The sequence below is a fragment of the Candidatus Binataceae bacterium genome, assembly GCA_035508495.1.
GTDB lineage: Bacteria > Desulfobacterota > Binatia > Binatales > Binataceae > JASHPB01.
The window spans coordinates 1-26,336 of record DATJMX010000048.1 but is presented as its reverse complement, the minus strand read 5'-3'; the positions used below and the strand labels follow the sequence as shown (position 1 = coordinate 26,336).

26 protein-coding genes are annotated in these 26,336 nt (G+C 62.3%); 15 read left to right on the top strand and 11 right to left on the bottom strand.

Annotation, left to right across the window (positions count from 1 at the left end):
* Positions 1-14 precede the first annotated feature (14 nt).
* Complete coding sequence (locus tag VMA09_15605) at positions 15-1,625, top strand: FAD-binding oxidoreductase (GenBank protein ID HUA35034.1); 1,611 nt, start codon at positions 15-17, stop codon at positions 1,623-1,625.
* Here the strand turns inward: VMA09_15605 and VMA09_15600 are convergent.
* Positions 1,622-1,918 (bottom strand): iron-sulfur cluster assembly protein, encoded by a 297-nt coding sequence (locus VMA09_15600; GenBank protein ID HUA35033.1) that lies wholly within the window; start codon positions 1,916-1,918, stop codon positions 1,622-1,624. The two genes, VMA09_15605 and VMA09_15600, sit on opposite strands and share 4 nt — an antisense overlap.
* A 96-nt stretch (positions 1,919-2,014) precedes the next feature.
* On the opposite strand from VMA09_15600, the gene VMA09_15595 reads away from it, so the two are divergent.
* The 6 genes from VMA09_15595 (at position 2,015) to VMA09_15570 (ending at position 7,787) form a co-directional block, all read left to right on the top strand.
* Positions 2,015-2,359 carry a tetratricopeptide repeat protein gene (locus VMA09_15595; protein ID HUA35032.1) on the top strand — a complete coding sequence of 115 codons (345 nt, stop codon included), beginning with the start codon at positions 2,015-2,017 and terminating at the stop codon, positions 2,357-2,359.
* Between the two features lie 33 nt (positions 2,360-2,392).
* On the top strand, positions 2,393-3,151 hold the full coding sequence (locus tag VMA09_15590) for an SDR family NAD(P)-dependent oxidoreductase (GenBank protein ID HUA35031.1): 759 nt from the start codon (positions 2,393-2,395) through the stop codon (positions 3,149-3,151).
* A gap of 12 nt (positions 3,152-3,163) precedes the next feature.
* Entirely contained in the window at positions 3,164-3,802 is a 639-nt protein-coding gene (locus VMA09_15585) for an EthD family reductase (GenBank protein ID HUA35030.1), read from the top strand.
* 79 nt (positions 3,803-3,881) lie between these two features.
* The gene (gene malQ, locus VMA09_15580; protein HUA35029.1) at positions 3,882-5,447 is read left to right on the top strand and encodes a 4-alpha-glucanotransferase; all 1,566 of its coding nucleotides are present in this window, start codon (positions 3,882-3,884) and stop codon (positions 5,445-5,447) included.
* 73 nt (positions 5,448-5,520) lie between these two features.
* Positions 5,521-6,678 (top strand): CoA transferase, encoded by a 1,158-nt coding sequence (locus VMA09_15575; GenBank protein HUA35028.1) that lies wholly within the window; start codon positions 5,521-5,523, stop codon positions 6,676-6,678.
* 53 nt (positions 6,679-6,731) lie between these two features.
* Positions 6,732-7,787, top strand: a complete 1,056-nt coding sequence (locus tag VMA09_15570; GenBank protein ID HUA35027.1) for a hypothetical protein — start codon at positions 6,732-6,734, stop codon at positions 7,785-7,787.
* A 9-nt stretch (positions 7,788-7,796) separates the two neighbouring features.
* Here the strand turns inward: VMA09_15570 and VMA09_15565 are convergent, their stop codons facing one another.
* On the bottom strand, positions 7,797-8,645 hold the full coding sequence (locus VMA09_15565; GenBank protein HUA35026.1) for a hypothetical protein: 849 nt from the start codon (positions 8,643-8,645) through the stop codon (positions 7,797-7,799).
* Positions 8,646-8,913: 268 nt separating this feature from the next.
* Here VMA09_15565 and VMA09_15560 point away from each other — a divergent pair, with 268 nt between their 5' ends.
* The 4 genes from VMA09_15560 to VMA09_15545 all read left to right on the top strand — a co-directional run bounded on the left by VMA09_15560 (position 8,914) and on the right by VMA09_15545 (position 13,952).
* Entirely contained in the window at positions 8,914-9,834 is a 921-nt protein-coding gene (locus VMA09_15560; protein ID HUA35025.1) for a hypothetical protein, read from the top strand.
* Between the two features lie 75 nt (positions 9,835-9,909).
* Positions 9,910-10,758 carry a hopanoid biosynthesis-associated protein HpnK gene (gene hpnK / locus VMA09_15555; protein ID HUA35024.1) on the top strand — a complete coding sequence of 283 codons (849 nt, stop codon included), beginning with the start codon at positions 9,910-9,912 and terminating at the stop codon, positions 10,756-10,758.
* 24 nt (positions 10,759-10,782) lie between these two features.
* Positions 10,783-11,292: a GNAT family N-acetyltransferase gene (locus tag VMA09_15550; protein ID HUA35023.1), complete on the top strand. Its 510-nt coding sequence runs from the start codon at positions 10,783-10,785 to the stop codon at positions 11,290-11,292.
* 92 nt (positions 11,293-11,384) lie between these two features.
* Positions 11,385-13,952: a M1 family metallopeptidase gene (locus VMA09_15545; protein ID HUA35022.1), complete on the top strand. Its 2,568-nt coding sequence runs from the start codon at positions 11,385-11,387 to the stop codon at positions 13,950-13,952.
* A gap of 552 nt (positions 13,953-14,504) precedes the next feature.
* Here the strand turns inward: VMA09_15545 and panC are convergent.
* The 7 genes from panC to VMA09_15510 all read right to left on the bottom strand — a co-directional run bounded on the left by panC (position 14,505) and on the right by VMA09_15510 (position 20,333).
* Positions 14,505-15,380, bottom strand: coding sequence for a pantoate--beta-alanine ligase (gene panC, locus VMA09_15540; protein ID HUA35021.1), 876 nt, complete (start codon positions 15,378-15,380; stop codon positions 14,505-14,507).
* Positions 15,380-16,213, bottom strand: a complete 834-nt coding sequence (gene panB / locus VMA09_15535; protein HUA35020.1) for a 3-methyl-2-oxobutanoate hydroxymethyltransferase — start codon at positions 16,211-16,213, stop codon at positions 15,380-15,382. The genes panC and panB overlap by 1 nt, the downstream gene beginning before the upstream one ends.
* 255 nt (positions 16,214-16,468) lie before the next feature.
* Positions 16,469-16,903, bottom strand: coding sequence for a type II secretion system protein GspG (locus VMA09_15530; protein HUA35019.1), 435 nt, complete (start codon positions 16,901-16,903; stop codon positions 16,469-16,471).
* A 27-nt stretch (positions 16,904-16,930) separates the two neighbouring features.
* Positions 16,931-17,401, bottom strand: coding sequence for a PDZ domain-containing protein (locus tag VMA09_15525; GenBank protein ID HUA35018.1), 471 nt, complete (start codon positions 17,399-17,401; stop codon positions 16,931-16,933).
* A 427-nt stretch (positions 17,402-17,828) separates the two neighbouring features.
* A complete protein-coding gene (locus VMA09_15520) occupies positions 17,829-18,707 on the bottom strand; it encodes an MBL fold metallo-hydrolase (protein ID HUA35017.1) in 879 nt (292 codons plus the stop codon).
* A 12-nt stretch (positions 18,708-18,719) separates the two neighbouring features.
* Positions 18,720-19,490, bottom strand: a complete 771-nt coding sequence (locus tag VMA09_15515) for a type III pantothenate kinase (GenBank protein HUA35016.1) — start codon at positions 19,488-19,490, stop codon at positions 18,720-18,722.
* A gap of 87 nt (positions 19,491-19,577) precedes the next feature.
* Positions 19,578-20,333: a hypothetical protein gene (locus tag VMA09_15510; GenBank protein ID HUA35015.1), complete on the bottom strand. Its 756-nt coding sequence runs from the start codon at positions 20,331-20,333 to the stop codon at positions 19,578-19,580.
* Positions 20,334-20,512: 179 nt separating this feature from the next.
* Here VMA09_15510 and VMA09_15505 point away from each other — a divergent pair, with 179 nt between their 5' ends.
* From VMA09_15505 to VMA09_15495, 3 genes are read left to right on the top strand one after another with little or no spacing between them, the layout of a single operon-like run.
* On the top strand, positions 20,513-21,256 hold the full coding sequence (locus VMA09_15505) for an SDR family NAD(P)-dependent oxidoreductase (GenBank protein ID HUA35014.1): 744 nt from the start codon (positions 20,513-20,515) through the stop codon (positions 21,254-21,256).
* 33 nt (positions 21,257-21,289) lie between these two features.
* Positions 21,290-21,976 carry a methyltransferase domain-containing protein gene (locus tag VMA09_15500; protein ID HUA35013.1) on the top strand — a complete coding sequence of 229 codons (687 nt, stop codon included), beginning with the start codon at positions 21,290-21,292 and terminating at the stop codon, positions 21,974-21,976.
* Entirely contained in the window at positions 21,976-23,124 is a 1,149-nt protein-coding gene (locus VMA09_15495; protein HUA35012.1) for a glycosyltransferase family 4 protein, read from the top strand. Before VMA09_15500 ends, VMA09_15495 begins: the two co-directional genes overlap by 1 nt.
* A gap of 116 nt (positions 23,125-23,240) precedes the next feature.
* Here VMA09_15495 and VMA09_15490 read toward each other — a convergent pair whose 3' ends face one another.
* Positions 23,241-24,584 (bottom strand): FAD-dependent oxidoreductase, encoded by a 1,344-nt coding sequence (locus VMA09_15490; protein ID HUA35011.1) that lies wholly within the window; start codon positions 24,582-24,584, stop codon positions 23,241-23,243.
* Between the two features lie 37 nt (positions 24,585-24,621).
* On the opposite strand from VMA09_15490, the gene VMA09_15485 reads away from it, so the two are divergent.
* A complete protein-coding gene (locus VMA09_15485) occupies positions 24,622-25,113 on the top strand; it encodes an Rrf2 family transcriptional regulator (GenBank protein ID HUA35010.1) in 492 nt (163 codons plus the stop codon).
* Between the two features lie 625 nt (positions 25,114-25,738).
* Here the strand turns inward: VMA09_15485 and VMA09_15480 are convergent.
* On the bottom strand, positions 25,739-26,336 hold a 598-nt coding region (locus VMA09_15480; protein HUA35009.1), incomplete at its 5' end, for a hypothetical protein.

The following is a 26,336-nucleotide window of genomic DNA, read 5'->3' as shown; positions in this document are numbered from 1 at the left end:
AGAGGCGAACGACGATGGCTGAGCGCAGGCGCAAGTTCTGGGGCTGGGGTTACGAAGACCAGGGGCCGAATGCCGAACAGCAAAAGCATATGGCCGAGCGGATGGCGAAGCGGTTCGGGCTCGACGGATTCGAGATCACGCCGCCGCCGACCGAGGCCGAGCTCAACCTGCGCGCGCCGCGCGTCGCCGTTCCCGACGCGCTAAAGGACATCTGCTCGACGAGTACCTACGATCGCGCCGGGCACAGCTACGGCAAAAGCTTCCGCGACGGCGTGCGCGCGTTCGAGCGCAACTATCCGAACCCGTTCGACATCGTCGCGTTTCCGCGCGACGAGAAAGGACTGGTGCGCGTGCTCGAATGGTGCGACAGCGCCAAGCTCGCGGCATCGCCCTACGGCGGCGGTTCGAGCGTGGTCGGCGGTGTCGAGCCTCCTTCAAGGGGCGATTATCGCGGCGCAGTCTCGATCGATCTGCTGCATCTGGACAAAGTGCTGGAAGTCGATCGTGCGTCACGGGCCGCACGAATCCAGGGCGGCGTGCTCGGACCCGCGCTCGAAGATCAACTGCGGCCGCATGGCTATACGCTTCGGCACTATCCGCAATCGTTCGAGTTCTCCTCGCTCGGCGGATGGATTGCGACGCGCTCGGGCGGCCACTACGCGACGCTCTACACGCATATCGACGATTTCGTCGAAGCGCTGCGCGTCGTCACTCCGCGCGGTATCGTCGAGTCGCGGCGGCTGCCGGGCTCCGGCGCGGGACCTAGCCCAGACAGGATGTTTATCGGCTCCGAAGGCACGCTCGGCATCATCACCGAAGCGTGGATGCGTCTGCAGGATCGTCCGACGTTCCGCGCCGGCGCGTCGATACCGTTCCGGAGCTTCATCAAGGCGGCGGAAGCCGTGCGTCAGATTTCGCAGGCGGGATTGTATCCGGCGAACTGCCGCGTGCTCGATGAAGGCGAGGCGCTCAACGCGGGCGCGGGCGATGGCAGCGAATCGGTGCTGGTGCTCGCGTTCGAGTCGGCGGATCACCCGCTCGAGCCGTGGATGAAGCGCGCGCTCGAATGCGTTGCCGATCACGGCGGTAAAATTCCCGACGATGCGGGCAAGACGCGCACCGACAAAGAAGCGACGCATGAGGGCGCGGCGGGCGCGTGGCGAAATGCGTTTCTCAACGCGCCATACCTGCGCGATACCGTGATCGGGATGGGCATGGTCAGCGACACGTTCGAAACCGCGATCACGTGGGACCGCTTTGCGGAGTTCCATCGACAACTGATGGAAAAGGCGCGCGAGGTTGTCGCGCGCGTGTGTGGCAAGGGAACAGTGACGTGCCGCTTCACCCACGCTTATCCCGACGGCCCCGCACCGTATTATACGGTGCTCGCGCCGGGCAAGAAGGGCTCGCAGGTTCAGCAATGGGATGAGATCAAGGCGGCAGTATCGGATCTGCTAATCAAGCTGGGCGGCACGATTACGCATCATCACGCCGTCGGCCGCGATCATCGCCCATGGTACGACCGACAGCGCCCCGACGGCTTCGCAACGGCTCTCAAAGCCGCCAAGAAGGCGCTGGACCCGCAAGGCATCCTGAACCCGGGCGTGCTGATCGATCCGGACTAGTCGTCGATGCCGAGTTGTTTGCGGGCGGCTTCGGTCATCATGTGCGGGGTCCAGGGTGGATCCCATACGATCTCGACGACCGCCTCGTCGCAGCCGGGCAGGCCGAGCAGCTTGTCCTCGATGTTCTCGCGGATCATCATGCCCATCGAGCAACCGGGCGCGGTCAGTGTCATCACGATATTGACGACGTGTTCCTTGACCTCGACGGCGTAGATGAGGCCGAGGTCAACGAGATTGACGGGAATCTCGGGGTCGTAGCATTCGCGCAGAACTTCGTAGACCTCGGATTCCAACGGTGGCGGGCAATTCTCCATCTAACCAAGCCTAGTATATAAGAGACGAGGAGCGCGCGACATCGTGAGTATTCGCGGCGCGCGGAGGTTTCATCCATGCCCGATAAAGAAGAACTCTACGACGAAGCGATCGACGCCTTCGCCGACGACGAATACGACAAGGCGATCGAGCTCTACCAGCAAGCGCTCGAAATCGATCCCGGCTACACCGACGCCCTGCACGGCCTCACGATGTGCTACCAGGCCAAGGGCGATATCGACATGGCGATCGAGCTGACCAAGAAGCATATCGAGCAGGATCCGGAGGACATCCTGGCGTTCACCAACCTCAGCATGTTCTATCAGAAGAAAAACATGATTAAGGAAGCCGAGGCTGCGGGCGCCGAGGCGCGGCGCCTCGACTGGAAACGTCAACTCCGCGAATCCAAGACCAAGGCCTGAGCGGAAAACCAGAATCGACCAGGAGCAAGCGGAATGAAACTGAAAGACAAGATTGTACTGATCACCGGCGGCGGCTCGGGCCTCGGGCGCGAGATGGGGCTGACGTTCGCGCGCGAGGGCGCGAAAATCGGCGTCAACGACGTGCGGCCGGAATCGGCGCAAAACGTCGTGACCGAGATCGAGCGCATGGGCGGGGTCGCCAAGCCGTTCGTCGCCGACGTATCGAGCAGTGTGGCGGTGAAAAAGATGTTCGCCGACTTCATCGGCGCGTGGGGCACGATCGACGTGCTGATCAACAACGCCGGTATCGGACGCACGCGCGAGGGCAACGAGTTCTTCCAGACCTGGGACGTGCCCGATGAAGACTTCGACAAGATGGTGCGGACGCATCTCTACTCGACGTTTTACTGCACGCGCGAGGCGCTCAAGGTGATGGTGCCGAAGCGCTCGGGCCGGATCGTCAACCTCGGCTCGATCGCGGGCACGACCGGACTGCCGTTCGCGGCGGCCTACTGCGCGGCCAAGGGCGGGATCATCTCGTTCACCAAGTCAGTCGCGCGCGAAGTCGTGACCCACAATGTGCTGGTCAACTGCATCGCGCCGGGATTTATCGAAACGCCGATGACGGCGCCGATCGAGCCTGCGATGCGCGATCAGATCATCTCGGCCACGCCGGCCGGGCGCTTCGGCGATCCCTCCGATATCGCGGCGGCGGCACTTTATCTTTCGTGCGACGAATCGAAGTTCATGGTCGGGCAAATCATCAGCCCCAACGGCGGCTACGTGATCTGAGGAGGCATCGCGATGTTCATAAACTTCGTCGCGTTCAATTTTCAGTCGAGCGATCTCGAAGCCGAGGAGCGCAACTATCTCGGCCATCACGTCGGCCTCGCCAGGCAGATGCCGGGGCTCAAGTTCTATTACACCGGCCACACGAAGCCCGTGAACGGCGTCAAGCCCGAAGTCTTTCGCGCCGCGATTCTCGGGTACGAGAGTGCCGAGATTTCGGCGACCGGCGCCAAGTCAGATTTGATGCCGCCGCTCAGGGCCGATACGCAGGCGCATCTCAAAGATCTGCGCTATCGCACCATCGATGCGGAAACGATCGTGCCGTTCGATTCGCGTAAGCCGCATCAGCCCTGCTTTGTGATGGCAGCCGAGTTCGATCTCGAGCAGAATGCCGGCAAAGAAGCTGCTGAGCGGCATTACCTCGATACGCACACGCATATCGCGCGGCGCCTACCGGGTCTGCGCAATTACATCATCGGTAAGCTCGACCCGAAGAACGCAGACCGCTATCGCATCGCGATCTTGACCTTTGATTCGCTGGAGGCGCTTCGCGATGCCTACCGCTCGCCAATCGGGCGCGAGCTGGTCCGCGACGAGGAGGCGACGATTCGCAACGCGCGCGTCTGGCGTCTCGATGCTCGCGTGGAGGTCTAGCGTTCAACTCGCGAGCACCCCAAAATAGATTGAAGCTGCCTCACCCACTTAAAGCGGGCAGCACCCGGGATAGATATCGATGCTGCCGCGGTCCGCTGGAGTCCTGATCCCTCTTTTTTCGATTCGAACCAAAAACGATCTCGGGCGCGGAGACATTCAAGGCCTCCCTGCGATGATCGATTTCGCGCTCGCGATGGGCCATCGAGTGATCCAGCTCCTGCCAATCGACGAGACCGGCCCAGACGACCTGAGTCCATACACTGCGATGAGCGTCATGGCCGTCGATCCGATGTACATCGGCGTGCAGGGTCTGCCTGGCGTTGGGCGTGTCATGCAGGGTCGTGCGCGCGACGCGGTCGGACGCGGGCGCGTGGTGGCGCGAGCGATCACACGCCGGGAAAAGTTGACGCTGCTGGGGCGGGCGTATCGCGCGACGCGGGCGCGAGGCGGACGTACCGAAGGCGAGGAGATCGATCGCTTCGTCGCAGAGAACGCCGACTGGATTAATGACTACGTGTTGTTCCGCGCGCTCAAGGAGCGGTTTAACTGGGCGGCATGGGAAACCTGGCCGGCGGAGCTCGCCAAGCGCGAGCCGTCTGCGCTCAATGCCGCGCGCGCCGAGCTCAACGACCAGGTCCAGATGTACGCCTACTGGCAATTCATCGCGCATCGACAGTGGAGCGAGGTTCGCGCCTACGCGCAGGAGCGGGGAGTCAGCATCGGCGGCGATCTTGCCTTCTCGCCGGGGCGCGACAGCGCCGAGGTCTGGCAGCATCAGGAGGATTTCGATTTGACGCGCAGCGTCGGTGCTCCTCCCGATGGCTTCAATCCCAAGGGCCAGCGCTGGGGCCTGCCATTGCCAAACTGGTGGAAGATGGGCGAAGGCGGCTACAAGCTGCTGCGCACGCGCGCCCGTCATGCGGCCAAGATGTTCGACCTCATCCGTATCGACCACGTCGTCGGCCTCTACCGCACGTTCAACTTCGGCTCCGATCCGGATGCGCCCGGTGAGTTCGCGCCCGCGGGCGAGGATCATCAACTCGGCCAGGGCGAATTCGTCATGCGCGCAATCAAGGAAGAAGCCGGTGCGACCGAAATCATCGCCGAGGATCTTGGCACCGTGCCGCCCTGGGTCCGTGTGTCGCTCACCGGCCTCGGAGTACCGGGCTACAAGGTGATGCAGTGGGAAAAAACGAATTGGGGTCAGCCCGACGAGCATTACCTGAACCCCTCGACGTATCCTGAACTGTCTCTCGCGACCACAGGCACGCATGACACGGAACCGGTGACCCTCTGGTGGCGAGAACAGAAAGTCAGCGAACGCGAACAATTGGTCCAGGCTCTCGGCATCGCCGAGCGCGCCAATCCGCGCCGGATGCTCGACCATGATGCGCGCTTTGCGATTCTCGAGGCGCTCTACGGCGCACCCTCGCAGCTTACGATAATCCCTATCCAGGATATGTTCGGCTGGAGCGCGCGCATCAACCGCCCCGGCACTACCAACGACACGAACTGGACATATCGATTGCCGCTCACCCTCGAGCGACTGCGCCGCAGCAAGGCGATCCAGGCGCAGATCGCGGCGCTGCGGCAGATCGCGGAACGATCCAATCGCTTCGCGGCCGAGACTCCCGCCAAAAGCTAAATGCAAGCGCACGATGATCGGCGGTTGTCGAGTTGCGCGTGCATGAACTATAAGCAGGGTCGAGGAAACTGAGATGGGCCCGCTTAAGGATGTTCGTGTCCTCGATCTGAGCATGGTCGTCTCCGGACCGTTCGCCGCCATGATGCTGGCGGACCTCGGCGCCGACGTAATCAAAATCGAGCCGCCCGAGGGCGATGTCACCCGCAACATCGGCGGCAAGGCCCGTGGCGGCGTGCCGATCGGGATGCTCAGTTGGAATCGCAACAAGCGCGACATGATCCTCGATCTGAAGCGCGAAGGCGCCGCCGAAGTTCTGCTGCGGATGGCCGAGCAGGCCGATATCGTCATGCAGAACGTCAGGCCCGGTGTTATGGATCGGCTGGGCGTCGGCTACGAGGCGATCGCCGCGCGCAATCCCAAGATCGTTTACTGCTCGATCGCGGGCTACGGCTTTACCGGTCCGGCCGCGAGCAAGCCCGCCTATGATCCGATCATCCAGGGATGGGCGGGCGTGATGACGGCGCAAACGACACAGGGCAAGCCGCGCGCGGTGAAGAATATTCTCGCCGACAAGGTGACATCGCTCACCGCGGCGATCTCGATCCTCGCCGCGCTGCACGAAGCGCGCACGACCGGCCAGGGCCAGCACGTTACGCTCGCGATGATCGATGCGGTCGCCTACTACCTCATGGGCGATACCGCGACCGAGCACACCTTCCTTCCGCACGACGCCGGCAAGCGCCCCACGATGGCGACGCTCGATCCGTTCAAGACTGCGGACGGCTACATCACGATCGCGCCGCTGACCGACAAGCATTGGGCGGGAATTCTCGACGCCGTTGGCCATCCCGAATGGTTTGAAGGCGACGAACCGCGGCACGAGCGAGTGCGGCGGTGCATCAAGGCCCTCATCGATTTTTTCCCGACCAAGCCGTCCGCCTATTGGCTCGAGCGTATCGAAGCGGCCGACGTTCCATGCGGTCCCGTCAACGACTTCGATTCGATTTGGACCGATCCCCAGTTCGTCGCGAATGGGACCTTCGTCGAGTACGACCATCCGCAGGGCGGCCGGGTGCGTGCAGTACGCTCGCCCGCGAAATTCTCGAAATCCGACCCCGAGCTGTGGCGTCATGCGCCAGGCAAGGGCGAGCATACCGACGAGGTGCTGCGCGACTTCGGCTTCAGCGCCGGAGAAATCTCCTCGCTGCGTTCGAGCGGAGTAGTGCTTTAGTGCGATTCCCGTGCGGCTGAGTCGCAAGTAAAATTGATTTCAGCCGCATCAGGATGAACTTCGGATCGTCAAATCGTGCACGGCTCGCGCGCGCTCTGGGAGCGGCCGCGGCCATTTTCATCGCGTCCGCCTGCGCCACCAGGCAACCCACCCGGCCTGGCGCGGCAGCGGCACCCGTTCCCGCCGCGCCGAACAAGGGCGCGCGCCTCGGCACTCACGCGCCATATGCGATAACGACGGGGCCTGACGGAAATATCTGGTACACCGAGTACCAGGGCGACGGTATCGGGCGCGTCACGCCTGATGGCGCTGTGGTTCGGTATAAAATAGACAAGGACGGCTTCGCCGAGCGAATCACCTCGGGCTCCGACGGCGCCGTATGGTTCACCGACACGCCCGGCAACCAGGTTGGCCGCGTCGCGCTCGACACCAAAATCGCGTACATCAAGCTGCCCGACAATCAGAGCGGGCCAGCGGGGATCGTCACGGGGCCCGATGGCAATTTGTGGTTCACCGAGCATTCCGGCGATCGTATCGGCAGACTCAGCACCGCGGGGCAGTTGACCGAATACAACCTGCCCAAGGGCGTCGGCGCGGGTGAGATCGTCGTCGGCAGTGATAACAAGATGTGGTTCGCCGAGGACAAGTCCAACCGCATCGGCAGTATCACGCTCACCGGCACTGTCACCGAATACGACATCCCCACGCCGGATGCGCGCCCGGGCGGCATGACGCGCGGCGCCGACGGCAATGTCTGGTTCACCGAGCTGCGCGTGAACAAAATCGCGAAGATCGATCCCAACGGAAAAGTAACCGAGTACGACTTGCCCGAGGCGGGCGTTCCATTCGGTATCGCCAGCGGCGCCGACGGTAACTTGTGGGTGACCGTCGTGAAGGCTCACATCATCTATCGCGTCACTCCGCAGGGCGGATTCACACCGTTCAAAACGCCCGACGGCACGATCGCGAGCTTCATCACCGCGGGACCTGACGGGAATCTCTGGTTCACCGAGCCCAACGGCAAGGTCGGCAGGATCTCGACCAAGGGTGAGATTTCAGAGCTGGTCGTGTCCGACCCTTACGCTAACACCGAGTCAACCAAGAAATAGCGCGCGACTTCAGTGGCGACGATTCTTCTGCTGCTTGCGCTTCGGCTCGATCGCGAACGGCGGGCGCCCGCGATGCGCAATCGCTTCGAGCGCGTTAGCCAGCGCCGCCGAGGCGAGTCCCATGTTGCGCAAGAGCTTCGGGAGCTTGAACAGCATCGTCGGGTTGCGCAGCAGATGCCCCGTCGCGCGCAGCGGGCGCACGCGGCCGCGATCGTCGGTCATCTCGGTGCCGGCGATTTCATCGTCGATATGATCGAGCACCGTGCGCATCACGGCGAACGGGATTCCGCGCGCGACCGCCTCTGCGGCCAGCGCCGCGGTCTCCATATCGACGGCGATCGCCCCGGTCTCCTCCTTGGCGCGGCGCTTCTCGTCGCCCGATACCAGCACACGATGCGACGTCAGTATCGGCCCAGTCGAATATTGGAGTCCGGCAACTTTCAGATAGCGGCCGACATCTCGCAGATGAGTCTCGTTGACGGCCGCGATATGCTCGGGCTCAGCTTCCTCGTCGCGCTTGTGGATAATCCTATCGGCCAGCACGATATCGCCGGGCCGCAGCCCGTACGACAGCGCCCCAACGACGCCGGTGCCGATGACCATCTCGGGCGCGGGCAACACCTGGAATGCGAGCCGCACGCTTTCGAGCGCACGCAGATGCCCGATGCCGGTGGCGACGACGGCGACGTCGCGTCCGCCGATCTCGGTGCGGAAGCCGCGCAAGTCGCGATGCGGCAGGGGCGTGCGATGCTTTACTCTGCGTTTGAAGTCGGCGACTTCGCGACCGAAGGCGTAGAAAACAAGCGTCAGCCCCGGATGTTTCCCCCCCGCACCGTTCGCATCTTGAGCCACCGCCACGATGCTAGCAAAATTGCGCCCATGAGTTATCGCGTCAAGCGACTTAAGCGCGCTTATCCGCAGGCTATGGTGAAATCCGAACCATTGTTGAGCAGCGATTCAAAGGGGGATTATCGTGGATTCTCGGCATCTGAATGCGGAGCACACAGGCTCGAGGTTCGTTGCGATACTGGCCGCCATGTGCGTCATTCTGCTCGGAGCATGCGAGCTTGAAGCCGCAACTACTCCACCGCAAACTGCGTCGACAAGTGCCGCAATTTTGGACCGCATGAACCATTATCGCGCGCTCGAACATCTGGATCCGGTGCGTCTGAATGAAGGTGATAGTCAGGCGGCTGCGGCTCACGCTCGATACATCGTTGAGAACAAGCTGGGCCCAGGAGATTTCTCTTTGGTCGGCAATCAGGTCAAGCACCAGTTAGCCTCCTCAGTACACGAGGAACAGGTCGGGAATCGATGGTACTCGATCAACGGCGCATCAGTCGTCGCGCGCTGCGACGTCTTCACGGCCTCGGCGATCTCTTCACAAGTCGCAACCTGGATCGATAGGTTGATGACCTCGCCTCTCAGCGTTCTCGTCATACTTGAACCCACGTTGGTGACTGTTGGTTACGGCGACTACTGCGCCAACGGAAGTTGTGCGGGAGTGGTGGTCTATGACTACGACCAGAGCCAGCAGGAGTTGAACCGCAGCTTCAAACGCACCGCTGCGAATTACAACTACGATCCGTATGATCCCGACAGGGGACTGGGTGATAGCGCGCGAATGTATCTCAGGTCGCCGATTCTCTTTCCGCCACCCGCCAGCGCGTTTCTCTTGGGCTCATACGATGGCGGGCGAGAGTACGACAATCCAATCGCGCCCTGCGCCGGTTACAGGGTGCCGACCGGATTGCCGATCGTGCTCTCGCTCGGCGAAAGCATGAACGACGCCGCCGGAGTGAAGCTGGATTCGTATTCTCTGATGGACGGCGACCAACTGCTGGAGACCTGCGCTTACGACGCATCGTCGTACACGAACCCAGACGAGCGTGTTCAGGAGATCGGCCGGCGCATGCTCGCCAAGAAGCTCGCGGCAGTTCTCATTCCACGCGCTCCCTTGAAACCCGGTCGAACGTACACGGTTGCGATCGCGGTGGATTCCACGACGTACCGTTGGTCGTTCAAGATTGGCCAGCCGCCTCGATAGGTAATCAGGTAATCCTTTGCGTCCCAAGTATCGCAGCCTCAATGGTTCGTATTTGCTTCAGAGCGGGAGCACGCTTTGAAGAAGCTCATCGTCAATGCGGACGACTTTGGGCTCTCGTCCGAAGTGAATGCGGCTGTAGTCCTCGCGCATCGCGAGGGAATTCTCACCAGCACAAGCCTGATGGTTGCGGAGCAACACGCCGTCGAGGCAGCGGCGGCGGCAAAGGACAATCCTGCGCTCGATGTCGGGCTGCATGCGGTGGTATGCCGCGGCAGGGCGATCCTGGACGCGGCTGCGATGCGCGGCGCGGTCGATTCGTCGGGCAACTTCATCGAGAACCCGGTGGTGGCGGGGATGCGCTACTTCTTCGATCGCTCGATGCGCATCAAGATCGCGCCCGAGATGCGCGCGCAGGTCGAACGTCATCTTGAGCTCGTTGGACGCCTGAACCATATCGACGGCCATCTCAACTTTCATGTGCATCCACTGATCGCCGACATCCTCGTCGAGCTTGCCATCGAGTTTAAGGTGCCATGCATCCGGCTGCCCCGCGAGCGCGTCGGCACGACGCTGCGCCTCAGGCGCGACAACGCCACGCGCAAGATGGTCGAGGCAGTTATCTTTCGCTCGCTCTCCAGGCGCACGCGCCGCATGATGCACGAGCGCGGGCTCAAATCGACCGATTGGCTCTTCGGACTGCACCAGAGCGGCAATCTCGACGAGGACTACATCGCCGCGATCATCGCGCGCCTGCCTGAAGGCACGACCGAGCTTTACTTCCATCCAGCGAAGGACATCGGCGGCATCCCTCCGGCACCCGCGGCGCAGCGCGAAGTCGATATCTTGACCAGCAGTCGCCTGCGCGAGAGCATCGTGTCGCGCGGCATCAAGCTGACGACATTCGCGGAGCTCGCGACAGCTTAGTTTTCGCGCCAAGGTGGAAGGGTCGTGGCTGCGATCACCGTTCGTCCCGCCAGCATCGGCGACCTGCCAGGGATCGTCGAGATCTACAACCACTACGTCATCCACACGCCCATCACCTTCACGATCGATCCCGTCACCGTCGAAGGCTTCACTGACTGGTTCCGCGAACATACCGCCGGCGGACGCCATCAACTGTTCGTCGCCGATGAAGCGGGCCGCGTGCTCGGATTCGCCGGCACGGGACGCTTTCGCGATCGCGCCGCCTACGACACCACCGCCGAAGTGACGGTCTATTGCGCGCCGGATACGACCGGGCGCGGCCTCGGCACCACGATGTATGGCGTGCTCTTCGAGGCGATCAAAGACGCTGACCTGAACCGCCTCGTCGCTGGGATCACGCTACCCAACGACGCATCGGTCGCGCTCCACGCCCGCTTCGGCTTCAACAACGTCGGCGCATTCTCCGAGAATGGCCGCAAGTTCGACAAATACTGGGACGTCCTATGGATGGAGCGCCCGCTCCGTCTGCCGTGATTCGCTCGCGCAAACGGGTGGATTGAAATAATCTTGGGCGAGGGCGCGTGCGCCCGTTTTTCAGTCCGATTTTTCACAAGGAAGGAACCATGATGCGCGATCAGGAAGGTGCGCCGTTGCAGGACAGGACGCACGAATACCGCCTCCCCAAAAACGTCACGCCCAAGCGCTACGACATCAAGCTCACCCCCGATCTCAAAGCTTTTACTTTCGCCGGCGAAGAGACGATCGACGTCGTCGTCAACGAGGCGACCAGCGAAGTCCTGCTCAATGCGCTCGAACTTGAAATCGACAAGGTCAGCGCCAGGCGCGCCGGCAAAACGCTCGAGGGCAAGATCGAGCTCGAAGGTCCACGCGAGCGCGCACACTTCAAGTTCCCGTCGTCGCTCGAAACCGGCGACTGGAAGCTGCACATCAAGTTCCGCGGCATCCTCAACGACAAGCTCCACGGCTTCTATCGCAGCCAGTACAACGACGCTGCCGGCAAATCGCATACCGCAGCGACCACGCAATTCGAATCGACCGATGCCCGCCGTGCGTTCCCGTGCTGGGACGAGCCGGAGCTCAAGGCGAGCTACAAGGTCACGCTCGTGATTGACGAGGGCCTCGCCGCATTCTCCAACGGCGGCGTCGAGAGCGAACGCGCACTCGGCGGCGGCAAGAAAGAAATCGTTTTCAAGGAAACGATCAAGATGTCGACCTACCTCGTCGCGTTTATCGTCGGCGAGTTCGTCGCGACGACACCCGTTGATGCGGGCACGCCGCTGCGCATCGTGCACGTGCCCGGCAAGGACAACCTCACGGAGTTCGCGAAACAGATCGGAGTCTTCTCGCTCAAGTATTTCGCCGATTACTATGGCCTGCCCTACCCCGGCGACAAACTCGACCTGCTCGCGATTCCTGACTTCGCTTCGGGCGCGATGGAAAACCTGGGCGCGATCACCTTCCGCGAGACCGCGCTCCTCGCCGACGAGCAAAGCGCCTCGCGCGCCGAGCTCGAGCGCGTCGCCGATGTCGTATCGCACGAGAACGCGCACATGTGGTTCGGCGACCTCGTCACCATGAAATGGTGGAACGGCATCTGGCTCAACGAGGCCTTCGCCACCTTCATGGAAATGCTCGCGGTCGATGCGTGGAAGCCGCACTGGAAAAGGTGGGACAGCTTCTCCGTGTCGCGCGCGGCGGCGATGGCGATCGACGCCCTACGCTCGACGCGGCCGATCGAATTCACGGTGCACAGCCCCGAAGAATGCCGCGCGATGTTCGATATCCTCACCTACGAGAAAGGCGCGGCGGTGCTGCGGATGCTCGAGCAGTTCCTGCGCCCCGAGATGTTCCGCGACGGTATTCGCCGCTACCTGAAGAAGCATCAGTTCGCCAATACCGAGACGAGCGATCTGTGGGATGCGCTCGAAGAAGCCTCGCACGAGCCCGCGCGCAAGATGATGGACTCGTGGATCTTCCAGCCCGGCTTTCCGATCGTCGAAGTCGAAGCGGCCGCGGACGGCCGCTCACTCAAGGTTTCGCAGCGCCGCTTCTTCTACCTGCCCGAGGCCAACGAGCAGCTCTGGCATGTGCCGCTGATGATTCGCGTCAAGACCGACAAGGGCGTCGGCACGCATCGGATGCTGCTGACTTCGCGCGAGGCGACACTTGAGCTGCCCGGTAAGCTCGAATGGGCGCTGGCCAACGAAGGCGGGCATGGATTCTATCGCGTGCACTATTCGCCGACGCTGCTCGCGGGCATCACTCGCAATCTCGGCGAGCTGAAGCCGATCGAGCGCTTCGGCCTGGTGAGCGATACGTGGGCCGCGACCGTCGCGGGCGTCGGGCCGCTCAGCGAATTCATCAAGATGGCGCGGATCTTCACCGCCGAGACCGACATCAACGTCTGGCGCGCGCTGCTCGGCGCGTTTTCCTACCTCGATATGCTGGCCGAAGAAGGTGATCGCCCCGCGATCGCGGCCGCCGTTCGCGCCATCGCCAGCCCGGCCTTCGGGCGCATGGGATGGGAAGCGAAACCGGGCGAGAGCGAGCTTGATCGCCAGTTGCGCGGCCTCTTGATCGGCGCGCTCGGCACGCTCGGCGACGATCCGGAGATTCAAAAGACCGCGCAGAAAACCTTTGCGCGCTTCGAGGACAATCCATCGTCAGCCGATCGCGACCTCATCACGCCTCTCGTTAACATCCTGTCGTATACCGGTGATGCGAAGCGCTACGAGGAATTCAAGGCCAAGTTCCGCGCCCCGCGCACGCCGCAGGAGGAGCAGCGCTACCTGTTTTCGCTGGCGGGCTTCCGCGATCGCGGCCTGCTCGCCAAAACGATGGAGATGACGATCGACGGCCAGGTGCGGACGCAGAACGCCCCATACCTGATGCATTCGCTGCTGCTGAACACCCATTGCCGCTACGAGGCGTGGGACTTCATCAAGCGCAACTGGGGCCAGATGATCGAGAAGTATCCCGACAGCGCCCTGCCCCGGATGTGCGAGGCGATCGTCGCGCTGCTCGACCGCGAAGACGAAGTGAAGCAGTTCTTCGCCGAGCATCGCGTGCGCCTGGGCGGCAAGCTGATCGACCAGCATCTCGAGCGCCTCAGCGTAGCGGTAGGCTTCCGCAAACGCGAAGGCGCCAAGCTGAAGCAAACGCTGGCGAGCTGACCCTGTGGAGTGACCTCCCGCTCTCGAATGACCTCGCCCGCAAAGCGGGCGAGGTCATTCCTCACCCGGATCCTGTCTAGTCGCCAACAGCAATGCCCCTATCTGTCGTCTCGAGCGGAGTCTGCGGAGTCGAGAGATCTTGGTGGCCCCGAAGGGGCCGGTGCCAGTCGTCGCGCGAAGCTCCTACCCTATTTATTGGTCGCGAGGCGCCGCTTGACGCGGCGCTGTCCGAGATGGATTCGACTTCGTTCGCGCTGCTCACTTCGCTCACCATGACGGACGAGCAAATCGCTTCGCTTCGGGATGACACAAAAAATCGCGCGCCTCGAAACATTCACAGACTCCCAGGATGACGGAATCGATGGCGGCCCGGTGGATGCCAGCCAGTCTGGTCGAGAGCGGCTGAAGCCAAATTTCTGAAATTTAGTGGGGCGGGCGCCTGCCCGCCGTTGAAATGCGCGAGCCGTGCGGCTCGCGCCACAGTTCTTCTAAATTGAACACGGCCGGCCCTCTTAATTGCGGGAAGGACGGCCGCGTCGCTACTTTTTCAATCTACTGTTCCTCGATGTGAACGTCTGTGAGAGCAGGTTCGAGCACGGTGTTGTCGATGAGGCGGGTGCGGCCGACGCGCGCCGCGATCGCTACCAGGATCGGGCGCGTCAGCGGCGGATAAGGCGCAAGCGTGTCGGCATCGACCGCCGACACGTACTCGATCTCGACGCCTTCGGTGCGGCGCAGCACGCGGCGCGCGCAATGAACGATCTGCTCGACGCAGCAGGCGCCCTCGCGATGCGTTTCGCGGGCCGCGCGCAGCGCAAGGCTTAGCGCAAGCGCACGTTCGCGCTCGGCGGGCGAGAGGTACGCGTTGCGCGAGCTCATCGCGAGGCCGTCCTTCTCGCGCGCGATCGGCACCGGCACGACTTCGACGTCAAAGTTCAGGTCCGCGACCATCTTCTGGATCGCGCGAAGCTGCTGGAAATCCTTCTCGCCGAAGAGCGCCACGTGCGGCTTCACGATATTGAACAACTTGGCGACGATGGTCGTGACGCCGCGGAAATGGCCCGGGCGATGCGCTCCGCAGAGGCCCTGCGTCATCTCGGTGACTTCGACCCAGGTCTGCGCATCGGGCGAGTACATCGCGGCGGGCTCGGGTGCGAAGACCGCGTCGACCGGCACGGTCTGCATCAACTCGCAGTCACGCTCAAACGCGCGCGGATAGCGGCCGAAATCTTCGCTCGGTCCGAACTGGGTAGGATTGACGAAAATCGACGCGACCAGCACCGATGCCCTGCGCCGTCCTTCGCGCATCAGCGTGACATGCCCGTCGTGCAGAAATCCCATCGTCGGTACGAAGGCGATTCGCTCGCCGGACATGCGCGCAGCTTCGGCGTATCGCGTCATCTCGTCGGGAGTTCTCAGAATGTCCATCACTCGGCCCTCCCTTCGCGATAGCAATGTTCTGGCGCGGGAAACGCGCCTTCGCGCACCTCGCGCACATAGCTCGCCGCGGCGGCGGACGCGTCCTGCCAGAGTTTCGCGAACGGCTTGGCAAAGCGCGGGATGAACGACTCGCTGAGGCCCAGCATGTCGTGCATCACGAGCACCTGCCCGTCGCATCCGGGACCGGCGCCGATGCCGATAGTTGGAACCGCGAGTTCGCCGGTGATTTCGCGCGCGAGCGACGGCGGCACGCCTTCGATTACGATCGCAAAGGCGCCCGCGGCTTCGAGCGCACGCGCGTCTTCGAGCAGCCGCTCACGGCATCCGGCGCCACGACCGGACTTGCGGCCCTGCACGCGATGCCCACCCATGCGATGAACAGATTGTGGAGTCAGACCGATGTGTCCCATCACGGGAATATCGACCGCCGCGATGCGCCTGACAGTATCGGCAACTGCGACGCCGCCTTCGAGTTTTACGGCTTCGGCCGAGCCTTCCTTGATGAGGCGGCCGGCGTTGCGCAGTGCGTCTTCGGCGCTCACCTGGTAGGAGAGAAACGGCATGTCGGCGACGACTAGCGCGCGCGTGCGAGCCCGGACCACCATCCGCGTGTGATAGATGATCTCGTCGATCGTCACGCCGAGCGTGGTTTCCTCGCCGCGCACGGCCATGCCGAGGCTGTCGCCGACGAGCATGAGGTCGACGCCGGCGGCGTCGAAGATTCGCGCGAAGGGAAAGTCGTACGCCGTGAGCATCGTGATCGGCTCACGCGCCGCCTTCATCCGCGCAAGGTGCGGGACACGAATTTTGTCGTGATTCATTGATCTGCTCCCTCAAAAAACGCGGGGCAGACGCGCGCTGGCAACCCCGCTGAGGAGCAGACTCGAAATAGATTCGAGTGCCCGAGCATCGGGAGTCCCGGTCCGGAAAACCCACGGATCCAGGCGCGAGCCCTATTTACTTCGCCTTCGATCCACGAAGGCACTCACTGAACCAACTCGACTCGCCGTGAGAAATTCTCATCGACGGACGAAGGTCTGAATATACGGAAATTCCGGTGCGCTCGTAAAGCTCTGCTATTCGCTGGAGGTCATGTTGGCGTCAGCGACGATATCGGAGTTGTTGCCGGTGCCTCCTGGAACGCCGTCGGCGCCAAACGATTTCAGCACGTACATCTGGCCATCGCTTTCGTAATAGAAGGGATTGCCCCATGGATCGTGCTCGGGCAAGTCGGAGACGTAGCGCCCGACATACTTGATCTGCCCACTTGCAGATTTGTGCGCGGTTGGATTGTAAAGCGCGTCGAGCACGGTGGGGTAGGCGCCGTTGTCGAAGTAGTAACGATCAAGCGCGCGCTTCAGGATCGCGATCTCAGCCTCCGCGCGCGAGACCTTGGCTTGTTCGGTGGCCCGCGCGATCGCACGCACGACGAGCGCCGCGACCAGCAGCATCGCGAGTCCGGTCACCGCTATTCGCGCCGCAATCGGGATTCGGTCTACGAGGGTACGCATCGCAAATCCCGATATCGGCAAACCATTCTAGTACGTAAGCGAACTGATATTTGGCGGCACCGGCACCGATACCTGCAGTCGCTTGCCGTTGCGGACGACGCTCAGGTACACGATCTCGCCGGGCTGCAGATCATGCGTGCGATCTTCGAAGTCAAGGAAGTTCGATACGCGCGAGCCATCGACCCCGATGATCATGTCGTAGCTCTCGCCGAACTGCGTAAAGTCGAGCACCGGAACGAGAGCGATCGCGGGCGGGAAAAACAGCGCGCCAGCGATCGCCGCTCCCGTCAGCACGTCGTGGGCGCCGTGTTTGTAAGGCTTCAAGCCGACCTGCGCCGCTGGACTTCCCTGCTTCACATCGATGATGAGAAGGCCGTCGGCCTCTTCGCCGCTGGAGAGTTTGCGCCGCGCCTCGCGCAACTCGAAGCCGATCGGCGAGCTGACTGATTCCTCGCTCAGGTACTGCGGCAGCGAGCCGGGTGGCGGCTGCTGAGGCATCCCGCTTTGCTCGGCTTCATAACGGGCAATCTCGGCTTGATTCGCGTTGTCCTGAGTCTGAGTTGTGGCGAGAGATCCCGAATTGGAACTATCGAACCCTGCCACTCCCGAGGAGGACGGCAGATTTGGCGCAGATGATGAAGCGGAAGGAATCTCGGTGGTGCTCGGATTCAAATCCGCAGGAGTGTCGACCATGTTCGAGGCCCCGGCGGAGGTCAGCTTGTCTGCGGAAGGACTGGCGGAAATCGATCGAGCCGGGGGCGATGCCGCCGGAGATGCAGCCGCCGCGGCGGTCGCCCAAGCCTCGGAAGCAGCGGGCAAACCGGCGTCAGATGGCGACGCGGACTGGGCGAGCGCCCAGGGAGCTACGGCGATACTTAGCGCGCATGCGCCAGCAAGTATCGAGAAGGCAAGCGCGGGCGATCGCCTAAATGAGGCACCAGCGCTGATCATTTTCCGCGACGCGCCCCTCCTTCGCGAGTTTCTTCAGATGCGATCGGACCGAACTGGCCGCCGCCGGATGCAGGTACTCGGGCACATCGACATAGATTTTCTTGACGATGCCCATCACTTCGAGCGGCTCACTCCCAAGCGCCTCCAGAACCTGACGCTCGCGCAGCTCACGGTGCGCGATGTATTCCCTAATCTTCTCTTTGGGCTTCTTTATCACGGGACCGTGTGCCGGATAAATCGTTTCGAGATCGAGTTCCAGAAGCCGCCGCAGCGAATCCATGTACTGGCCGAGGTCGCCCGTTCCATCCGGGATCACCGTGGTTCCGGCGCCCAACACAACGTCACCCGTAAACAACGCCCGTTCCTGCTCCAAATAATAGCACAAATGATCAGGTGCGTGTCCTGGGGTAAATATAGCGCGCAATGTCGCTCCTTCGGTCTCGACGACCGACTGATCGCCGATCGCGGAGATCGGCGCGCGCGCTGCCTGGTCGTGTCCCTCCCACGGCATCTTCAGGACTTCCATCTCGCCGAAACGCTCGCAAACCTGCGGCACGCCACCCAGGTGATCAGGATGCGCGTGCGTCAATACGATACGATCGATCTCGCGTGTATCGCAAAGTTCCTTGAGTGCGGTTTCGAGCAGGTCCACATAGATGGCGACGCCCTGCCCGGTGTCGAGCAGAATCGGACTGCGGCTCGTGCCGACAATCCAGGTATTGGTCCCCGGTCCCGTGAAGGGGCTCGGATTCATTCCCAGAACAGTCGCGACACGATCAGAATGGCGCGCGTACTCGGGCATTTTGAGCCCGATCATCGAATCTGTGACGACGCGGTTGGCCTGCTTTTCCAAGATGGTCTCCGCTTAGCGATGGTTACGATCGAATATCAGTCTCAGGCCCTTCAGAGTCAGGAACTCATCGACTTCCTCGATAGTCTCGCTCTCGGGCGCGATCAACTCCGCGAGGCCGCCGGTCGCGACCACGCGCGCGTTCTCATTGCGCTCGCGGCGAATTCGATTCACGAGTCCGTCGACGAGCGCCGTATAACCGAAGATCAATCCGGACTGAATCGAGGCGACCGTTGTGCGCCCGACCGCCTCGCGCGGGCGCGCGAGCTCGACGCGGTAGAGCTTGGCCGCATGCTCGATTAGCGCGTTCATCGAAACGCCGAGCCCTGGCGAGATCGCGCCGCCGGCGTACTCGCCCTTGGCCGTCACGTAGTCAAAGGTGGTCGCCGTTCCGAAATCCACCACGATGCAGGCCGAGCCGTAACGATCGTATGCCGCGACGGCATTGACGATTCGATCGGCGCCAACCTCCTTGGGATTCTCATAAAGAATCGGCATCCCGGTTTTGATGCCCGGACCAACCATCAGCGCTTCGCAGTGCAGATAGCGCTCGGCGAGCTGTTCCATCACCCCATTGAGGGGAGGAACCACGCACGCGATCACGACGCCGTCAGGGCGCATCGCGCGCTCGAGCCCCTGGGCTGATAACAGCGTGTGGAGCGTCGCACCATGCTCGTCAGTCGTGCGGTCGCGGACGGTCGACAGCCGCCAGTGATGAAGCAGGCGGTCGCCCTCGTAGATGCCTATGACCGTGTGACTGTTGCCGACGTCGATTGTGAACAGCATCGCATTCCTTGTCGCCTAGATACGGCAAACCGGCGCGCGGTGGAAGATGAATAATATCCCGAGTGCGACGCGGATCGGAAACGCCTTTCAATGATGGGGAAAGCCGAAGGTGTGCGGAGCGGGCGCAAGATGCGGCGCGGGACCAAATGGCGTGGGCGACGAGAGCCACGGTCCCGGCGGTCCAAACGGGGGCCGATACGTGTTGGTCGTTATACGGGCAGCCGCGTACGCACCGCCGACCGGCATTGGATAGACGGGATATGATGGATAGTAGGTCGCGGCCGTTCCGCCATAGAGCGTTCCAACGCCCTCGGGTCCGGGAACCATCACCATGTCCTGCTGCTGCTTGTAGTCCTCGAGCGTGCCGTACTCGGGATCGATCGCCTGGCCGTCGTTCGATGCGGTAGTGGTCGGATCGTTGGGCTGATCGTCGGGAATCGGGACATCGGGATTCGAGATGTCCGCGGGTGCGCCCGCGGCCTCGGGCTCAGGGGGTTCGGGGCCGGTCAGACTCGGCAGTGAAGTCGAATCGCGATCGGCAGTTGCAGCTCCGTTCGAGTCGGCATCGATTGCTCGCGGCGTACCTGGAGCGGGTTCGCCGCTGGTATCCGCATCAGCGGAGGGCGGCGCGCTGCCAGGTTCCGGAGTATCGGCATCCTCGGGCAGGTTGGCATTCGGATCGCACGCCATCATGCCATCGGTTTCGGTGCATTTCTGTGGAATGACGAGGACCTTGTTGAGTTCGATAATCGCGCGGTCGGCCTTGCTCAGATCGGCCGGCGGTGAATCGTCGTCAGCCGCGGCACCACCGGCCAGCGCCAGCGAAAGCGCGAGCGCTGCCATTAATGCCGATATCGATGCGGCCTTCACTTCGATACTCGCGGCGAGCCGACCCTGATTTCGCGGACCCGGCGAATCATGCTTGCCTGTCCTGACGCTAGCACCATGGCTCGGAAGCGCCAAGCAATTTGAGGCCGCGGCGGGTTTGCATGCCTGGTTCAAGCGGTTAAGATTCTCGCGCTATGTCAGACGCCAAAGTTGCATTGGTTACCGGCGCGGGACGCGGCATCGGCCGCGACATCGCGCTTCGCCTGTCGCGCGAAGGTTACGCCTGCGGGCTCATCGCGCGCACCAAATCCCAACTCGATGAAACCGCAGACCTGATCCGCCAGCAGGGCGGCAAGGCCGTCGTCACGCCGACCGACGTCTCCAAACGCGACCAGGTGCTGGCCGCGGTCGAGACCGTCGAGCGCGAGCTCGGACCGATCGCGGTGCTGATCAACAACGCGGGCGCCTACCTGCGCAAGCGCTTCACCGAGATCACCGAAGATGACTTCGACTTCCAGCTCAAGGTCAACACTTACGGCCCGTTCTTCTGCACACAGGCAGTAGTAGGCAAGATGGCTGAGCGTGGGCACGGCACGATTATCTTCGTGCTGGGATCGGAAACCCGCGGCGGGCCGGCGCAATACTCCGCCTACACCGCGTCAAAGGTCGCGCAGCGCGCGATCGCCGAGTCGGTGGCCTACGAGTTCATGCATCTCGGGGTTCATGCCGCGGCGCTCGACGTCGATGGCGCGGTCGATAGTCCGCGCGTGCGCGAGGCGGCGCCCAACGAGGATCCGTCGCACTTCGTGCCGCCCTCGTCGATCTGCGATGAAATCGTTCATCTGATCAACCAGCCCAAGGGCGCATGGTCGTTCCAGGTCGATATGCGATCGTTCTACCAATGGCGTCCGCGCGTCGCGGCGAAAAAGAAAGAGTAGCTGCGCGGCCGCCGCTCCATTGCCGTGCCCGCTTTGAATTCGGAGCTTGATTTAGCGCGCCAGCGCGAAGAGCGGGCACGGCTGAGCGGCGGCGCCAGCCTTGGCGCCGTCTATGCGATGATCGCGTCGTGCCTAGCCGCCGAGCATGAGCACGGCGCGACGCTGCTCGACGTCGGATGCGGTGCGGGAGCGCTGCGGCAATTCGTCGCGCCCTTTTGCGATCGCTACGTGGGGACTGATCTCATTCGCTACGACTCGTTTCCCGCGGCCTGGGATTTCGTGCGCGCCGATCTGAACGGCACCCTGCCCTTGCCCGAGGACTTCGCCGATATCGTGATTGCCGCCGAAGTGATCGAGCATCTCGAAAATCCGCGCGCGCTGATGCGCGAGTTGGTGCGCGTGGCCAGGCCGCAAGCGCTGATTGCGATCACGACGCCAAATCAACTCAGCCTGTTGAGCATCCTGACTTTGATCTTCCGCAAACGCTTCGCGGCGTTTCAGGACGTGGACTATCCTGCGCACGTGACGGCGTTGCTCGAAGTCGATCTGCTGCGGATAGCGCAGGAAGCCGGCCTGACGCAGGTTCGGCTCGCATATAGCGGCGACGGCCGGATCCCGCGAAGCGATCTGAAATTTCCCGCCCCACTGTCGCGGATGCTGCCGCGGGCCTTCTCCGACAACGTGATGCTGTGCGGCAGGAAGAGCGCTCTGCGCGGCTGATGGAACCTGCTTCCATCGATCTCGAAGAACATCGGCGCCCGATGCGGGTGCTGCACGTTGCGCCCGGCAATCTTTACGGCGGCGTCGAGACCCTGCTCGTCACGCTGGCGAAGTATCGCGAGACTGCGCCGATGGAACCCGAGTTCGCTGTGTGCTTTGAGGGCCGCCTGGCGCGCGAGCTCGAAGCCTCGGGGGTCAAGGTTCATCGGCTGGGAGCGGCGCGAGTGCGCAATCCGGTCAGCGTCTTGCGCGCCCGGCGGCGACTCGCTGCGCTGCTGACCAAGAGTCACTATGGTGCCGCGATCTGTCACATGGCGTGGCCGCAGGCGCTTTTCGGCGCGACGATAAAAGCCGGCAACGTGCCGCTCATCTTCTGGCTTCATCTGGCGACGGATGGGCGCCATTGGCTGGAGCGATGGGCCGGGCTGACGCGGCCGGCCGTGGCAATTTGCCCAAGTCAGTTCGTTGGGGAGCGGCTCAAAAACATGTACCCGGGCCTGGCGCCCGAGATAATTCACTATCCGATCGCGCCGCCTGCGATCGCCGATCGCGATGCAACGCGTCGGCAGGTGCGTGCCGAACTTGGTATCGCAGACGACGCGGTCGTCATTATTCAGGCGTCGCGGATGGAACCGTGGAAGGGCCAGATGCAATGCCTGCGAGGGCTTGCGCAGCTGCGCGATCTCGATTCATGGATTTGCGTGCAGGCGGGCGGACCGCAACGCCCCTTCGAGCGGGACTACTTCGAAGCGCTGACAAAAGCGGCCGCGGAGCTCGGCATCGCCGAGCGCGTCCGATTCCTTGGACTGCGCAACGACGTTCCGCGCCTCATGTCCGCGGCCGACATCTACTGCCAGCCCAACACGGGCCTCGAAGGCTTGCCGATCGTCTTTGGCGAAGCGATGTACGCAGGGCTTCCCATCGTCAGCAGCAGGATCGGCGGATTCTGGGAGCTGGTGGACGAATCGAGCGGCATCCTCGCGCCGTCTGATGACATTCTGTCACTCGCGTCCGCATTGCGAAGCCTGATCGAATCGTCGGACCTGAGAAACCGGCTCGGACGATCCGCGCGCGACAGGGCAATCGCTTTCTTCGATCCCGCGCAACAAATCCGCAAACTGTTTGCCGTCGTCACGAAAGTTCGCTGACGATGGCCAGCGATGGCTCGCGCCGCCGGCCGGCCCTCTGCTACGCGCAGCGCCGGCCGGCATCTGCGAGCGGTCGAGCGCGATCAGTTGAGGTTACACGCAAGCGCGGCGGCTTCTCATCTCGCATCGAATCGTTTTGGCTGCGCCGACGATCGATTCTTTTGCGCGAATGCTGCGGCCATCTCGCCCGCAAGCCGGCCACTGGCCGCGGCAGCATCCGAGAGCAAAGAATGCGAGCCTACCCAGTCACCGGCGAGGTACAGGCCCGGAGAGCCGGGCACTGCTACACTCGGCCGTCCGGCAAGACCCCCAAATCGGGCCAGCGGCTCCGCGCACATAACCGGCATCCTCCAGAAAAATTGACGGGCGCGAACATATGAGCGCCAGCCGGGTTGGAGCAGGTCGGCGAAGCCCTCGAGTTCCGCAAGCAGCACCGCTTTGTCGAGCTGCCGGTCGGGCTCCAGGTATCGCAGAATGTGCACCAGCGCGCCGCCCTCAGGCGCCAACCGGGCAGCTGAACTATGAACAGAAAGATAGAGCGGTTCATCGATGCCGAGAGCAAATTGGTGCCGCGGCTCAGGCAATTGCGATAGTCCAAGGTCCAGGCACGCAGCGTATACTGCAACGGATCGGTCGGCTGCGACCCGCAACGCCTCCACGTTAGGGAGCAGTTCCAAGGCATCTCGCGGCGGCAGAGCAATCACGACGGCGGGCGCGGAAACTGAGTGCCCACCACTGGTCTCGACGCGCCACGTTTGCCCTGGCTTAATCGCTGTCACACGCCGACCAACGCCGAGCTGGCATCGACCGGCATCGGCACGGGCCGTCAGTGCCGAGACCAATTGGTTCCAGCCATCGTCCACGTAGACGGCGTTGTTCGACAAGCCCCGATGAAGCTGACCGAAAAGCGTCGCACCGTCGGCGGCATCGGGGTCGTGAATTAAACTCGTCAAGCGCAGCATGGCGGAGATTAGCTCCCGGACATGCGGCGACGGCGAGAACTCTTCCACGGCCTGGCGAGCGTTCACGCCTGGGCCCACCTCCGGCGCCGACTTGCCGAACCGGGCAAGTGCGGCGCCGACCTCTGCCTTCACTGCCGACGGATACAAGGTCGTCTCTTTAAGCCCAGACGCACTGAACGGGGCTCGGTGTAGCGTTCGATCTCGAACAAAATAGCCGGCCGCCAATTTGGGCACGTTGCCTCTCGGAACCACTCCCTGGTCGCGAAGGGCAGTGTCCAATGCCCCGCCGCGATACAAGGCGTGCGCACCGTAATTGAAATAATAGCCTTCCTTTATGCGCGTCCGTGCGCGTCCTCCAAGCTCCGGTGAAGACTCGTAGAGCGCGACCCGGGCTCCGGCGCTCGCTGCAAATGACGCGGTGCACAACCCCGCAAGCCCTCCTCCAATCACGACGACATCAAAATTTTCCACGCAATCCGCCTCTTCTAATTCGGACATTTTGCATCCTAATTAACATGGATGATAATTGTCCGCAATGCGAATCGGGGAAGGTGTCGAATGGGCGATCCATCTGTGCGGCATCCTCGGCGTGGTTCCGGCTGGATTCGATCTGCCGGCCGGCCGGCTCGCCGAGTTTCACGAGTTGCCACCCGCCTATTTGGCCAAGCACCTGCAGGCGCTATCGCGAGCGGGAATTGTAACGGCAAATCGCGGCGTCAGCGGCGGCTACCGCCTGGCCAAACCGGTCTCCAAGATCACTTTGCTGGACATCACCTTGGCCATTGAAGGATCCGAGTCGGCTTTTCGATGTACCGAGATTCGTCAGCAAGGGCCGTGCGCCGCAGCGCCCGCCGCATGCAAGCACCAGTGTGCGATTGCGAAGGCCTTTCTGGATGCCGAGACGCAATGGCGCAAAGCCCTGGCTTCGGTTTCTGTCGCAGATATCATCAGGACGGCCGCCAGCGAGTCATTCGACAAGGAGCGCAGACGTACTTTCCAGGCCTGGCTGAAGGGTGCGGTGAAATAAGCGGCAGCACGGGCGCAGAGCGTTGTGAACCCAATCGAACAAGATGTTGACGACGTTGACTGATGTCGCTGCCGCTCACGTACGAAAGCGCCAGGTTGTCAATACGCAGAATAATGTAACTGGCGGGCGGTCCGACCGGATCAGTTTGACCCGGAACATTCGCAGGCGTCTGCGCGTCGGCGAACCCGCATAACACCAAAGCAGCACTGCCGCGAGCAGCGGCGAGATCAGCTTGGAGCGCGCACCTTTTCTCATCATGCCCTCGTGATGAATTGCTCGCGCCTAGCGCAAGCAAACCCCGGCGTTCCATGTTTAACGGAGGACAAAGAATTGCAGCAAATCGGACTATTCGCAAACGCGGGTTTGGACCCGTTAACGCGCGGGAAGGTATTTTTCCTTGATGAAATTTAAACTAATTGCTCCTGCTCGGTGGATACACATCCAAGTTTGGCCATTTCCTCGCACAAAGATGCAAAATGTTGACGACGTTGACTGAAGCGGCCGTCACGTTCAGTTCAGTGCTGGGACTTCAGCGACGAGCCTTTCGAAAACCATTGCGAAATCGAAGTCGGAACCTACGGTCGATGCAAACGGCGCAAGCAGTGTGAGAATGCGCACGGGAGAATCAGTTTCGGATGCTGCTTGCACTCGATGATGTCCATCCAGCAAGCAGTGCGTCAGCAGCATTTTGGCCCTCGTATGGGTAATCCTTGTCGCCTTTCCAACTGGCCGGCGCCTGGTTATCGAGCACGGACACTGCGAACGCCGTGAGTGAATGTCCTGCTCGGGATCTCGACTTCCAGTATTCCACGCGATCTCTGTCCAGCGTCGCTGGATCTTGAAGTGGCACAGCGATCTGCGTCAGTAGCGTCTTGGTTACCCCTGCCGGGTAGCTATGGCGAATGACAGGAATCTCTCCTCCTGCGTATGGGACTGACAGTTCATGATCAGATCCAAGCCGATAGTAAGGCGTACCTGGGTCTTGAGGCTTCTCGTATTCGGGAGCTTCGAGCCCGAAAAGACGCACCACGTCTGTGGCAAAATAATCATCCCGCGCGCCCGGTGCGACCAGCCGAACCGGGGTCTCGATCACCGCTAGATGATACGTACCTTTAGGGAGAATGCGGGCAAGCCGCCTTAGCGCGAACTCCGAGGGAACGTGTTCGAGGGCGCCGAGCAGATCTGCCGCTTCTGCGTCGCTAACGCGATCGGCGGGAGAGGCG